General features: G+C 43.8%; 12 protein-coding genes. 4 read left to right on the plus strand and 8 right to left on the minus strand.

Annotation, left to right across the window (positions count from 1 at the left end):
* Nucleotides 1–234: 234 nt before the first annotated feature.
* The 3 genes from QUB33_RS07355 to QUB33_RS07365 form a co-directional block, all read right to left on the minus strand.
* Nucleotides 235–1170, minus strand: coding sequence for a fused MFS/spermidine synthase (locus QUB33_RS07355; protein ID WP_333349023.1), 936 nt, complete (start codon nucleotides 1168–1170; stop codon nucleotides 235–237).
* A 186-nt stretch (nucleotides 1171–1356) separates the two neighbouring features.
* A complete protein-coding gene (locus tag QUB33_RS07360) occupies nucleotides 1357–1956 on the minus strand; it encodes an adenylate/guanylate cyclase domain-containing protein (protein ID WP_333349025.1) in 600 nt (199 codons plus the stop codon).
* Between the two features lie 6 nt (nucleotides 1957–1962).
* Nucleotides 1963–2694: a response regulator gene (locus QUB33_RS07365; protein ID WP_333349027.1), complete on the minus strand. Its 732-nt coding sequence runs from the start codon at nucleotides 2692–2694 to the stop codon at nucleotides 1963–1965.
* A gap of 325 nt (nucleotides 2695–3019) precedes the next feature.
* On the opposite strand from QUB33_RS07365, the gene QUB33_RS07370 reads away from it, so the two are divergent.
* The gene (locus tag QUB33_RS07370) at nucleotides 3020–3382 is read left to right on the plus strand and encodes a hypothetical protein (RefSeq protein ID WP_333349029.1); all 363 of its coding nucleotides are present in this window, start codon (nucleotides 3020–3022) and stop codon (nucleotides 3380–3382) included.
* Between the two features lie 156 nt (nucleotides 3383–3538).
* On the opposite strand, the gene QUB33_RS07375 is transcribed toward QUB33_RS07370, so the two are convergent.
* From QUB33_RS07375 to QUB33_RS07385, 3 genes are all read right to left on the minus strand, one after another.
* Nucleotides 3539–4444 carry an ABC transporter substrate-binding protein gene (locus QUB33_RS07375; RefSeq protein WP_333349031.1) on the minus strand — a complete coding sequence of 302 codons (906 nt, stop codon included), beginning with the start codon at nucleotides 4442–4444 and terminating at the stop codon, nucleotides 3539–3541.
* A gap of 320 nt (nucleotides 4445–4764) precedes the next feature.
* The gene (locus tag QUB33_RS07380) at nucleotides 4765–5550 is read right to left on the minus strand and encodes an ABC transporter ATP-binding protein (RefSeq protein ID WP_333349033.1); all 786 of its coding nucleotides are present in this window, start codon (nucleotides 5548–5550) and stop codon (nucleotides 4765–4767) included.
* A gap of 90 nt (nucleotides 5551–5640) precedes the next feature.
* Entirely contained in the window at nucleotides 5641–6639 is a 999-nt protein-coding gene (locus QUB33_RS07385; protein ID WP_333349035.1) for an iron ABC transporter permease, read from the minus strand.
* A 196-nt stretch (nucleotides 6640–6835) separates the two neighbouring features.
* On the opposite strand from QUB33_RS07385, the gene QUB33_RS07390 reads away from it, so the two are divergent.
* From QUB33_RS07390 to QUB33_RS07400, 3 genes are read left to right on the plus strand one after another with little or no spacing between them, the layout of a single operon-like run.
* Nucleotides 6836–7282: a SufE family protein gene (locus QUB33_RS07390; RefSeq protein WP_333164065.1), complete on the plus strand. Its 447-nt coding sequence runs from the start codon at nucleotides 6836–6838 to the stop codon at nucleotides 7280–7282.
* Nucleotides 7283–7296: 14 nt separating this feature from the next.
* Nucleotides 7297–8202, plus strand: coding sequence for an alpha/beta hydrolase (locus QUB33_RS07395; RefSeq protein ID WP_333349037.1), 906 nt, complete (start codon nucleotides 7297–7299; stop codon nucleotides 8200–8202).
* Nucleotides 8180–9244, plus strand: a complete 1065-nt coding sequence (locus QUB33_RS07400) for a DUF6282 family protein (RefSeq protein WP_333349039.1) — start codon at nucleotides 8180–8182, stop codon at nucleotides 9242–9244. Before QUB33_RS07395 ends, QUB33_RS07400 begins: the two co-directional genes overlap by 23 nt.
* Before the next feature lie 72 nt (nucleotides 9245–9316).
* Here QUB33_RS07400 and QUB33_RS07405 read toward each other — a convergent pair whose 3' ends face one another.
* On the minus strand, nucleotides 9317–12784 hold the full coding sequence (locus QUB33_RS07405; protein WP_333349041.1) for a right-handed parallel beta-helix repeat-containing protein: 3468 nt from the start codon (nucleotides 12782–12784) through the stop codon (nucleotides 9317–9319).
* Between the two features lie 306 nt (nucleotides 12785–13090).
* Nucleotides 13091–14266 (minus strand): ATP-grasp domain-containing protein, encoded by a 1176-nt coding sequence (locus QUB33_RS07410; RefSeq protein WP_333349043.1) that lies wholly within the window; start codon nucleotides 14264–14266, stop codon nucleotides 13091–13093.
* Nucleotides 14267–14284: the final 18 nt, after the last annotated feature.

Consider the following 14284-nt stretch of genomic DNA (forward strand, 5'->3'; position numbering starts at 1 on the left):
TACAATTAATCGGGCGAGGGTTATATCTCTTATCGATGAAGATTGATTATGTTGGGGTAGGGAAACGGCAATGCCGTGTCCTCAGTTGCCCTATTGTCGATGGTTATATCCGATCGCACTCAGAGGGCAATTTCATCCCGCAGTCTCTTTCAATCCCTGAGTGAGCTCAACTTCGTATCAGCAACAGGCAAGATGCCTGTTCCACAAAGAGTAAACCGGGACTTATTATAGATATCAGAATAACCAGCAATCAAAATAACCAGCGGGCGGCGAATCGTCATGAAAAATTTGAGCTTTGTCTAAAGTAGGTACAGCTTCCGTCAATTCTCTACCTACTTTTACCTCAAGCGCCCTGTCTGTTAATGGAAAGGAAAATTGATAGCTATCTTGCAAATATTTTGCCTTAGCAACAATCTCATCTTTCTCCAAAATCTGGCTGTTGCTACCAATCAAAATGCTATTACTTTCCTGGCAAACACACACGCACACTTGAGAAAACACACTTTGAAAAGTCGTGATTTTTTCTGCATAAAACTGATCTCTGTGCAGCAGATTTGCTACCACAACTCCCTCGTTTGACAAGTGTTTTTCGCAGATTTGATAAAATTCTTTTGTGGATAGGCGGTGCGGAAAGTAGCCGTTGCCAAAAGCTACGTCGATCATAATGATATCGTACTGAGTATCTGATTTTTGCTGCTCTAAATACTCTCGACCGTCTTGAATTGTTACAGTCAGCCGATCGTCCAATTTTACCCCAAAACACTGTGTAGCTGCTTCGATCGCGATCGGATCGACCTCCGCACATTCTATAACAGTCTCCGGCAAATAGTGGTGCAAAACTAAGGGAATTCTGCCGCCGCCAAATCCAGCCATATAGATTCTTTGAGGTAGGCTTTGCCACACTAAACCCAACATCATAGCCTGAGTATATTCAGACACTAGATGTAAAGGGTTGTTGAAATCGAAAACAGATTGCAGTAAATCTGTTTGCCGATTTACTTTTTCTACTAAAGATAGCTTAATATGCGATCGCTCTTTTGTGACTGCAACATAGTGAACACCAGACTCTTTGCAAAAAATAACTTTGTCTGGCTGTTGCTGTAGCCAAGCCAGCCGCTGTCCAATAGCGGATAAATTAATAGATTGCCAAGTTTTGTGTTCCTCAATCATCTGATTTTAAATTTTATTTAAATTCGATATTCTCTAAGAATATAGCCTCATCAACGCGGTTTCTACCAAAATGGCTGAGTCGCCCGATATCTGCGAAGAAACCGGGTTTCTAGTGAAGGCTGGCGCAAGTCATGTTCTCATTTTCCAGCCGGGCCAAAAACGAGAACACAACAGAAATTCAGCCGATTACAGCCGCTTGTACGCCACCAACTCCAAACCTGAAACCGAAAGTTCCACTTTTTCCCAGTCTTCCTTGTCACCTTCCAACTTTTCAAAGGCTGCTGAGGTGAGCAAAATCTCTCCCCGTTCCGCCAAATCCTCTCCCAGCTTTGATGCCAAATTAAATTCCGATCCGTACATATCTTCTCCTTCCAGCATCAAAACATCGCCACAGCCAATACCAATGCAGAGGTAAATATCCATATCCGGCGGCAGAGTCGTGTTGACAGCCCCCGTTTGTTTCAAAGAGTCGATCGCAGCTTCCACCGCTGATTTTACATCAGTAAAAACTGCAAAAATATTGTCTGCTTCCTCCTTAACTACAGTGCCACCGTATTCTGAAATTATCGGTTTGACAATTCCGTGCATCCGGTGAATCATTGCCAAAAAATGAATAATTCCGTATCGGACTGTCGTGCGCGAAAATCCCGACATATCCATTACTAAAATTGCGTAATTTTTGCGGAAATTGGCATTAATTTTTTCATCAATTTCCGCCATTCTTTCGGGATGCTCGTTTCTTTCTTGCAGCAACTTTTCCAAGTTAGCGCGGTTATTTGTTTTCATTTTAGTTTAATTAAATTCCCAATCGCGACACTGTTCTTGAGGGCGGCCAGCAGGATGCACCGCACAATTGATGCCATCCTTACCGTAATAATAATCGCACACTTTGCAGGGTTTAGTTTGCTCTAATTTTTTCATCAAAATTGCCCGGATTGTCTGGACTCGGTTGCGATACTTGTTTGCATTCGAGTGACTCGGTTCAATTGTCAAAGCTTGCTCGAAAGCTGCTAAGCTGGAATCGTACAATTTAATAATTTGGGCGCTGTATTTTGTCCAAGCATCGGCATGGCTTTGATACAGTTCGACTGTACTTAAATTTAAAATTCCGTATTCTGTCCAAGCGTCGGCTGAAGCTCGATCGAACTTAATATTGGCATTGAGCAAAACTTTTTTGATCGTTGCCAAAAGTTCCCTCGGCTGCCAAGGTTTGCTAACATAAGCCTCGGCGCGATCGCCCTGGAACCTCGCAAATAAAGCTAACTGCTGTCCCTTGCCTGTTAAAAATACCACCGGTATGTTCCGAGTTTCGGGATTAGCTTTAATTAAACGACAAACCCCGTAGCCGTCCAGACGGGGCATTATGACATCTAATAATACTAAATCAGGGCAATTTTTCTCAATTTTATCCAGCGCTTCCACACCGTCAGATGCCTGAATTACATTCAATCCACTGCATCTCAACTGATGTGAAATGCACTCCCGCTGGCTACGGGAATCTTCCACCACTAAAACTGTACTCATCACGCCCCACCTGGTTTCTGAGGTAAACTTGTTCGCTGCTTCGAGTTGTCTTTGCTGAAATCAGTTTACCCGCATAGGATGAATTTATTATCACTGGCAAGCTAAACTTACTAAAATTGCAACAAATCTTAAACTGGGAAGCGAAGGTGATACTTATCAGAAAAAGCTGGTTGCTAATAGGCGGACAATTATTCGAGGTTTAGGCGGTAAATATTCGGCTTTTAAGTCTTAATAGCGGCAAAATGTACTGATTTCGGACGAAAACCTTGTTGAATTGCAACAGATAATCGGCTACTGTGTACGTTGAAGTTCTTAAGGACGACAAATGAATCGATTGCTCCTCACTTTATTGGTAAGTCCGACGCTGTTTGGATCTGTGATGTCTTTGAGCGCGATCGCAAATCCCGCTCAAATTGGCGAAACACCAAGCCAATCGGCTGATTCGCCTCAATGCGTGCGATCGCCCCACACTCAGCGTCTGACTTGCGTGCGGCTTCCTGGCAAGTCTGCTGCTGTGGCTTCTAAGCCGAGAATTACTTGGCAGCGCCCGGGTGAAGAACGGGTGGCGATGCTGGATTTTTCGGAAGAAGAAAGCGATGCGGCGGCGGCGCTGTTTGGCTGCGACTGCCAGTCGTGTATCAATGCGCTGCGGCAGTTGCGCGGTTTGCCACCTCTGGATCTGACTTGAGGCCGATCGATCAAACAGCATTGGGAGTCAGTCTCAACAACCTGGTTTCCGATCGCTGCGCGCTTTTAAGTGCCTTTAGCTTTCTCACTTTTAGAGAAATTGTAGTCAATTTGCTCCATCATTTCTAGAGATTTTTTATCTCTCAAAACCGGATCTCTACTTTTTAGCGAGAACTTGTTTAAGTTGAGCAGTTGCTTGCTCAATTTTTTCGATACTGCCTGGGTTGACCAATCCGTAGTAGTCAAAAACGTAAACTCGATTATTTTTTGTGGCAGTTAGTTGATTCCAAAATGAATCAGATTTAAATTGGTCTAAAATTCCTTCTCCCCGATCGACTAAAATGATTACTTCGGGATTAGCCTCTAAAATCTTTTCCGCTGAAAGCGTCACGTAGCCTCGAACGGGGCTATCTCCTTGCAATTGGGCTGCGACATTTTTCACGTTAAACTTACCCAGCAAATCTCCAGCCCAACTGCTTTTATTGGGCGATAAAATCGGTTGTCTGCTTACCAAAACTAAAGTGCCGGGGCTTTGATTCGGGATGTCTGCTAAAAATGTTTGGTAGCGTTTTAACAGAGGTTCGGGATTTGTATTGAGGGATTTAGCTAAAGTTATTGTTAACTCTTCTAGGGATTTCCAGCTATCAACTTGAGTGAGTAAAGTTTTTATTCCTAGCTGCTGCAATTTTTGCATGGTTTGGTCATGAAATCCTGACGCACCTACGACCAAATCCGGTTTCAATGCGATGATTTTTTCCAAATTGGGAGGGGTGCGTTCGGCAGTGACTGCGGTAATCCCTGTAAATTTGGGGTTGCTGCTGACTAATGCGCTGCCGGGAATTCCTACAAGTTTGGTTGGGTCGAGTTGATGGATAATATCGGCGGTTAAAGGTGTTAAAGCTACAACTTTTTGTGCTGATTCGCTGTTAGTTGTTTGTAGTTGATTGGCTGGCGAACCAGCAGGAGTTGATTGCTGAATTTGGGGTGAAGTGGCGGCGGAGCAAGCGGTAAATGCTAAACTCAGCAACAGGATAACGGTACGAGAAAAAAAAGTTTTGTACATAGTTTAGGCGGGAGTTACAGCGAGTTTAAACCAGGTTGAGGCAGAATTGACGGGAAGTTCGATCGCACTTTAGCGCTTAATGATTTAAATATCAATAGTTTACGGTAGATTTTGTATAAAAAACCGCATTTATTGCCGGAATTCTGATTTTTTAAGTATCTTTTAACTTTTATTCGACCCTGGGGAATCAAGACTAGGAAATAGTTTAAAGCCTGTGGCACTCATATCGAACAGCGGATTGTGGCAATAAGTTAATTGAAATAATTATGAATAACTTGAGAACTTAGTGCGAGGGCAAACTTATACTTATCATAAAATTATTAAGTGTGAAGAGTGGGAGCGATCGCACAAATCTGCAAGCCTACAGAAGTTTCTAAAATGATAGCTTCTACGCCAAAAATCTTAGCTAAATTATCAGGATTTAAAACGTCTGCGGGAGTTCCTACACAAAAAAGCTCCCCTTTATTTAACATGGCAATCCGCGAACTGTACCTAGCAGCTAAATTAATTTCATGCAGCACCGTAATGATCGTCAATTTGTGTTTTAGATTTAGTTTGTTAAGCAACTCTAACAATTGCAACTGATAACAAATATCTAAATAAGTAGTAGGTTCATCTAATAGCAAAACTTGCGGATTTTGAGCCAAAGCTAAGGCGAGGAAAGCGCGCTGGCGTTCGCCTCCTGAGAGTTGTTCGACGGGGCGATCGCGAAATTCCTCAATCCCAGTTTGACTGATAGCAACTTCCACCTTTTCTGCATCTTCCTTGCTCAATTCCCACTGCCACCAACCCTGATGAGGAGAACGCCCCAAACTAACTAATTGCCTTACCGTCAAACCTTCCGGTACTGTTTGCTGCTGAGGCAAAATCGCTAATTTTTGAGCGACAACAGCAGCAGGTTGAGTATGAATTGCCTTGCCATCGAGCAACACACTTCCTTGCTGTGGAGTTAGGATGCGGCTAACTAACTTCAAGAAAGTAGACTTACCAGAACCGTTGGCACCGATGAGGCTCAACCACTCACCAGGTTGTAAAGATAAAGTGATGTTGTGGGCGATCGCAACTTCGCCGTAACCACCAGTTAAATTTTTAATTTCTAAAGACATGATATTTTGGTAATGGGTAATTGGGCATGGGGCATGGGGCATGGGGCATGGGGCATGGGGCATTGGTTACTAATAACTAATGACTAATGACTAATAACTAGAACGCCGATAAAGCAGCCAGACAAACAGCGGAGAACCCAACAAAGCCGTAACCGTACCCACAGGCAATTCTACCGCACCCAAACGAGCCAAAAAATCAGCAAAAGTCAACACCCAAGCACCGCCGATCGCACTCAGTGGCAATACAAACCGATAATCATTACCAACCAACAAACGCACCCCGTGAGGCACAACCAATCCCACAAAACCAATCAATCCGCCGATGCTGACAGCACTCGCAGCTAGCAAAGTAGCAACACCCCCAATCAATAAGCGCGATCGTACCAGCGAAACCCCCAAACCAACAGCTAAATCGTCGCCCAAAGCCAGCAAATTTATTGATCGACCCAAAAAACATCCTAACAGCAAAGCAGCCAAAATATAAGGTGCAGCCACCTGCAAATCCGACCAACCGCGACCGTTCAAACTGCCGATCAACCAATTCAAAGCAGCTTGCAAGCGGCTGTCTTCAGCTAACAGCAGCAGTGTAGTTTGTATTGCCCCAAACAGAGAACTCACAGCCACACCGGCTAAAACCAAACGTTCGACGGAAATCCCCGTTTTAGTTTTTCCCAAAAAGTACACCAGCATCGAAGTTAAAATAGCACCTATCCAAGCCGCCAAAGGCACCCAAGTTTGAAATATTCCCAAAGTCAGCATGGTAATCGCAACCAACCCCGCACCCGCCGAAATTCCTAATACAAAAGGATCGGCTAAACCATTGCGGAGTAACCCTTGCAGCAAAGCCCCCGACATTCCTAAAGCCGCACCAACCGTAAGCGCTGCCGCAACTCGGGGCAAACGCAATTCCCAGAAAATAGTTTGATTGACAGTATCACCTCGGTGCAGAAATGCTTGCCACAATTGATCTGTACTCATCGGCACCGCACCAAAAGAAAGCGAAAGAACGATGGTTAACAGCAAACCCAATCCTAAGAATGCAATTGCCTGAAAAACTCGATATTCTAGCCAGATTTTTTGCAGATTCACTACATTACACCACAATCTTCATTAACAGCACGAAATACTATATTTCCTCCGTTTTTAACGCTCGAACTCGTTAACTACAATAACAATAACGAATTCACCTGAAGACGGCTTCAGTGGGAGGAGATGAGCAGGCGATCGCACCCGCCGCCAAAATTAAATGTATAATATTAACGAAGTAAACCGCTACGAGTGAATCATGTCCGCAAACACCGCGCTACCCGCAGCCCTAGCTAAAATCGTTCAGCGCTTTCAGCGACATTCCGATCCCAAACAGCGCTACGAACAATTGCTGTGGTATGCCAAAAGACTCCCAGCATTTCCCGAAAGCGACAAACTGCCGGAAAACAAAGTTTCTGGCTGCGCGTCGCAAGTTTATGTTACTGCAAATTTGGCAGAAGGAAAAGTATTGTTTCAAGGCGATTCAGACGCTCAGTTAGTCAAAGGATTAGTTGGCTTGCTGGTGGAAGGTTTGAGTGGATTGACGCCTGCTGAAATCGTCAGCGTTACCCCAGATTTTATTCAAGATACGGGATTGAATGTCAGCCTGACACCCTCCCGCGCTAACGGATTTTACAACATCTTTCAAATGATGAGAAACAAAGCCCTTGCTTGCGAAGTGAGCAAGCAAGCCGAAGCAAATTAAAAGAATAAACAGCCATGACTCAAACTACAAATTTAACAAAATCAGGTTCTGGCAACTACCCCGTCGCAGTACAACAATATCTCTGGAATTGGAAAGAAACGCAAATCAAAGTTATTTACGAAACCAGAGGACAGGGAAATCCTGTATTGCTGCTGCCGGCTTTCAGTACGGTTTCGACGCGAGAAGAAATGCGTCCTTTAGCAGAATTGTTAGCTCCTAAATTTCAAGTTTTGAGCTTAGATTGGCCGGGTTTCGGCGAATCCGATCGCCCGCGAACCGACTATCAACCGCAATTATACCATCAATTTCTAAAGGATTTTGTTGAGGCAAATTTTAATAGTCCTGTTGCTGTAGTTGCAGCAGGTCACGCTGCGGGTTATGTGATGCAATTAGCGGAATCACAGCCCAATGTTTGGTCAAAGATTGTCTTAGCTGCGCCGACTTGGCGCGGGCCTTTGCCGACGATGAGCAAACAGCAAAGCGGGTGGCATGGAATTGTGAGAGAATTAGTACGATCGCCCTTAGTGGGACAATTCCTATACAAACTCAACACTGCGCCGTCATTCCTCAGTTTGATGTACCGCCGCCACGTCTATGTTGATGCAGCTAAAGTCACGCCCGATTTCATCCAAAGCAAATGGCAAGTGACGCAAAAACCCGGTGCTAGGTACGGTTCCGCTGCCTTTGTGACTGGTGGTTTAGATACGGCAAAAGTGCGATCGGAATTTACAGATAAATTTCAACAATTAGCAGTGCCGGTGATGGTTGTAATTGCTGAAAATGCGCCGCCCAAATCAAAGGCGGAAATGGAAGCATTAACGGAATTACCGGGTGTTGAATCGCGAGTTATTCCTGGTTCTTTGGGTATGCACGAAGAAAATGCAGAAGCTTTAGCAAATGCGCTTCAATCTTTTCTATAAATTATTTAAATCCAATTCTTCAGTCCGCGCAGGCGGACTTTGTTTGTGTAGCCCCGAATTATATTCGGCGGTTAACTGGGCGGTTTACATCATAAGAATAACAGCGGTATTTTGGCTGGTTTTCTCTTCCTTTCCTTTGCCACTGTATGCTGTGGGAAAGCCGCCGTTTGCTAATTCACAAGAGAGTATTATTGAAAGTGCGATCGACTTTCACATTCATTCTTCTCCTGATGTGATTCCCCGCCGGTTGGATGATTTTGAAGTAGCGAAATTAGCTGCTGGGGCGCACATGAAAGCTGTTGTATTGAAAAATCATTATGCCAGCACAGCAGCGCGGGCAGTTTTGGTGAATAAAATAGTACCACAAATCGAAGTTTTCGGGGGAGTTGTTCTCAATCATTCGGTAGGCGGAATTAATCCCGACGCTGTGGACGCAATGCACCGCATCGGCGGCAAATACGGTAAAGTAGTGTGGCTGCCAACGGTTGATGCTGAGCATCACTTGCAGGTTTTTCACAAGCCGGGAAGGGGGATTAAAGTTGCGGAAAATGGCAAGGTTTTACCGGAAACAGCAGCGGTGTTGAAGATTGTAGCCAAAGAGAATTTGATATTGGAAACCGGTCATATTTCCTCAGAAGAGGTGATGGCAGTTGTCGGTGAAGCCAACCTGCTCAACATTAAAAACATCCTGATTACCCACGCAATGGCGGATGTACCAGGCTTGTCTCTAGAAAATATGCAAGCAGCCGCCGCAGCCGGAGCTTTCTTAGAACTCGCCTTTGTGAACGATTTGATGGGAGAAAATGCCGCTGATGAGGCACACACAAACTGGCATCAAGTTTCTATTACTAAGATGGCAGCAGCGATTAAACTAATCGGAGCAGAGCATTTTGTTATGAGTACAGATTTGGGAAGAAAACCCGATCCTTTGCCGGCGGAAGGTTACAAATTATTTGTGGAAAAATTGATAAATGAAGGCATTTCTCCGCACGAAATTGATTTAATGACGAAACATAATCCAGCTCGATTGTTAGGCATTTAGAATTGGTAATTGGGTATTGGCAATCGGGGATTGGGAATCGCTAATTGGGAATTTTCTTCCCTCTTCCTTTTTCTATTCTTGATTGCCTTGGCTCTTCAAGTATCCGTTATCTGCAATGCGCCAAGCACCCCCAGCATTGCCCGTTAAATCGCAATCTTCCACGGTAGCAATGCCATCTCTGTAAACGGCGATCGCCTCACCTTCATTACCATTAATCCGACACCGGCGCACGATCAATTTTCCTCCCAATCCGACACCTATTCCCAAACTGCCGTTGTCAAAAATACTGCAATCTTCCACCGTTGCTTTCGCATTATCGGATATAAAAATTCCGTTCCATACCCCATCATGAATTTGACTGCGGCGGAGGGTAGAATTTGCATCGGGGCCGCAAATTCCCACCACAGAATAGTCCGCAGAAGTGATATCGCTGTCTTCTATGATTAACTCGCCTTTGCGAATATCTACAGCGTAATATTTTCCAGTTGATCTCAGCGTTAAACCGCGCACTAAAGCAGTATCAGTTGCCATTTTAATGCAGTTCGAGTTGATACTTTCAACCACAATGCGATCGACCTCTCCGCTGCCGATAATTTCTACCGCTTTGTCGAGAATTAGACTTTCGCGATAAACGCCTGGATGCACGTCAATGCGCGTACCCGGTGCTGCATTTTTCAGCGCTTCGCTAATAGTAGTATAATCGCCTTCACCCTGCTGAGAAACAACAAATTTTTGACTCTTCAAAACTTTGGGATCAGAAGTAGATGCTTCAATTTGCCCTGACTTCGAGTCAAAATGCTCAGATTGTCGTGAGCCCGCTTCGGAAAGTTGCGATGTTAGCTGCAAGCGTTCTTGATAAACTGTCTCTAGTTGGTGTTCTAAGTCGGATACTTGAGATTGAAGTTGAGCTTGATTCTGGTTTGCTGTCTCGATTTGACTTTGGAATTCCGACAGTTGAGAATAAAGGTGCGATCGTTCTCTGTTAGCAGTTTCTAGCTGAGATTCTAATTCAGAGCGACTTTGACGCACACTTTCTAGCTGAGCTTCTAAGCCGGATACTTGAGATTGAAGCTGAGTTTGATTTTGATTAGCTGTTTCGATTTGACTTTGCAATTGCGAGATTTGAGAAGTGAGCCGAGATTCCAATTCCGAGCGACTTTGACGCACACTTTCTAACTGATGTTCTAACTCGGAGATTTGAGATTGAAGTTGATTTTGATTCTGGTTTGCTGTCTCGGTTTGAGTTTGGAATTCCGAGATTTGAGAAGTGAGCTGAGATTCCAATTCGGAGCGACTTTGACGCACAGTTTCTAACTGTTGTTCTAACTCGGAGATTTGAGATTGAAGTTGATTTTGATTCTGGTTTGCTGTCTCGGCTTGACTTTGAATTTCCGACAGTTGAGAATAAAGTTGCGAGCGTTCTGTGTTAGCAGTTTCTAGCTGAGATTCCAATTCCGAGCGACTTTGACGCACACTTTCTAGCTGAGCTTCTAAGCCGGATACTTGAGATTGAAGTTGAGTTTGATTTTGATTAGCTGTTTCGATTTGACTTTGCAATTCCGAAATTTGAGAAGTAAGCTGAGATTCCAATTCAGACCGACTTTGACGCACACTTTCTAACTGATGTTCTAACTCGGAGATTTGAGATTGAAGTTGATTTTGATTCTGATTGGCTGTCTCCATTTGAGCTGGGAATTCCGACAGTTGAGAATCAAGGTGCGAGCGTTCTGTGTTAGCAGTTTCTAGCTGAGATTCTAATTCAGAGCGATTTTGACGCAGAGTTTCTAACTGATTTTCTAACTCGGATACTTGAGATTGAAGTTGAGCTTGATTCTGATTGGCTGTCTCGATTTGACTTTGCAATTGCGAGAGTTGAGAATAAAGGTGCGATCGTTCTCTGTTAGCCGTTTCTAGCTGAGATTCTAATTCAGAGCGATTTTGACGCAGAGTTTCTAACTGATTTTCTAACTCGGATACTTGAGATTGAAGTTGAGCTTGATTCTGATTTGCTGTCTCGATTTGAGCGGGGAATTCCGAGAGTTGAGAATAAAGGTGCGATCGTTCTGTGTTAGCACTTTCTAGCTGAATTTCTAATTCAGAGCGAGTTTGATACACACTCTTTAGGTGATTTTCTAACTCGGATACTTGAGATTGAAGTTGAGCTTGATTCTGATTGGCTGTCTCGATTTGACTTTGCAATTGTGAGATTTGAGAGGTGAGCTGAGATTCCAATTCCGAGCGACTTTGACGCACATTCTCTAACTGATGTTCTAACTCGGAGATTTGAGATTGAAGTTGATTTTGATTCTGGTTTGCTGTCTCGGTTTGAGTTTGGAATTCCGAGATTTGAGAAGTGAGCTGAGCTTCCAATTCAGAGCGACTTTGACCCACACTTTCTAACTGTTGTTCTAACTCGGAGATTTGAAATTGAAGTTGATTTTGATTCTGGCTTGCTGTCTCGGTTTGACTTTGAATTTCTGAGAGTAGAGAATAAAGGTGCGAGCGTTCTGTGTTAGCAGTTTCTAATTGAGCTTGCAGTTCTGATAACTGAGACTGAAGTTGCGAGTTATCTCCCTCCTTGCGATGTATCTGAGACTCCAATTCTGACAACTCAGCCAGCAGTCTCTCTCGCTCTAAAACAACCATTTCGGATTGAAGTTGTAGTTCATGAACTTGAGAGTTTAACTGCATTTTATCCAGATTAGCGGCTTCTAACTGTGTTTGCAGTTCTAATAATTCAAATGGAGGTTGCTGTGCTTGTTCGCGAGCGGTCGGCAATTGAGAGTTGAGTATTTCGCGTTCTTGCTCTGCACTCTCCAATTGAGCTTGTAGCTCTGACAATTCCGAAGTAAATTGCGATCGCTCTGCTTCGACTAATTGCAGTTGAGTTTGCAAACCAGACAGTTGAGACTGAAGTTGTTGCCGCTCTTCAATGGAGCGATCGAACTTAATTTGAATTTCTGACAACTGGTACTGTACCTGCAATCTGCTTTGAGTAGCAGTTTCCAACTGAGTCTCAAATTCAGACAGCAGAGCCTGAAATTGAGAACGTTCTGCATCAACTGTCTCTAATTCTGCTTGCTTTTCCAGCAATTGAGCGTTAAGCTGCGATCGCTCTTGCTCCCCAACTTCTAACTGATATTTAAGTTCTGCCACTTCGGCTAACTGCGACTCAGCTTGCTTAGCATTTTCTAGCTGAAACTGCAAATCAGCAATCAGAGAATCTATTTGCGATCGATCTTGGGCAATTCCTGCCAAAAATCCTTCCATTTCCGACACTTGATTTTTTAAAATATCTTGCTCGCGAGTCACGGCTTCAAACCGACTTTGCAACTGGGACAATTCAGAATTTAACTTATTTTCATTCTGAACCTTTTGCCGCAATTCCGAATTTCGGGCATCCAACTGAGCCGCCAAATTCGATATAGCCTCCTGCGAACCCTGCATCCGCACCAAATTGCGTGAATTTCGCTTCTGCAAAATTAGCCAGCAGACTAATGCCCCGCCTCCAAATCCTATAAATAAAAGTAATGCTTGCATTTGTTTTTCTAATTAATATAAATTGAGCTTTTTTGCCCCTGACAAAAAAATTGACATCCACAAATCGCTATCTTATCTCGTTTCCAGTTGCATCGGAATAATAAAATCGACTCAACAGTTAACAATCAACCATTCAGTTTTGCGACTCCGAGTCAACAGTCAACAATCATGAGGAGTGCAACCGGAATTGATATTACTCAAAACTATCACAACTTGCCAGCCTGTGTTCACTTGGCCCAACAATTTATATTTCTTTACAAATCCCTTTTGTTTAAATGTAAGGTGCAGCCCACCCTGCAAGTCCGATTAATGAAGCAAATCCACAATATGAGGAATAATTTCGATATGCTGAGTCAGCAAATAATCCAACCTATCCGCGAGTAAACTAAAAATTAAATCGTTATAACTCATTCCGTATTCCGCCAAACCTAAAGCTACCAAACTCGTCACGTTTTCCCCAGGGTGTTTCAGATCCGGTTTGGGATTTGCTTCCAAAACATAAAGTGATCCATTCCCATCACTCCTGACATCAATCCGCACCAAACTGTTCAAACTAAACTCCCAATAAATTTTTCTAGCTAACTCAATTAACTCTTGTTTTAGTTCAGGTTCCTCACCACCCATTAACCGTCCTCGGTCGGCCGTGATCGCCTTTTTATCCATAGAAGTAAAGATGCGTTCTTCCGGCTCCAGCACCCGCTCCACAGTCGAAAAAGCAAAGGGTTTTGTATTTCTATCAAATCGGCCTTTAGCATAAGTAACATAGCCGCAGACCGCTACACAAAATTCTCGTCCAGGCAAATACTTTTCAATTAAAGCAGTATTGTGAGTGTCTCGGTGAACTTCCGCAACCGCCTGAGACAAACTCTCAATCTTATCTACAAAATGAACGTGCAGCGAAGCGCGGCCGGATACTGGTTTAACAACAAACGGCCCTTGATAGTCACCAAAAGCAAGGGCAAAACGCGGATGCAAATTAGGCTCCAAAATTCCTTGAGAAGGATGCCAAGTCATAAACGGAGCGGTTTTAATTCCAACAGATTGCAGTTCCCGTTTAAAAGCGTGTTTATTATCTAACGTTGAACTGTTTAAAGGATTGTGACCGACATAAGGCATTCCCAACATTTCTAATAATGCGGGAGTGTGACAAACAGGATTGTAGCCCTGGACTCCACCAGTATTCAGCCACACTAAATGAATATTTTTTTGTTGGAGTTCTTCCGGCAAGTTCATGTCGTCAGGTAGGACAAAGACGTGCTTAAAGCCAATTTCTGCTAATGCTTTAGCAATCTCGCGGGCGACGACTTCGTAACTCTTCCAAGCGCGCGGGTTGTGAGTTTTGTAAATCACTGCTCCGGGGCGATCGCAGTCGCCGCCGAACACCACAGCAATCCGCAATTTAGCAAAGAGTACCTCCAAATATTGAGGCAGCAAACTAAAGTCATAATGCCAGCGATTCCGGTTAATTGAGCGGGGAATCATTTAAAAAAATTTCCTTTT

This window comes from Microcoleus sp. B3-A4 (assembly GCF_036705385.1).
GTDB lineage: Bacteria > Cyanobacteriota > Cyanobacteriia > Cyanobacteriales > Microcoleaceae > Microcoleus.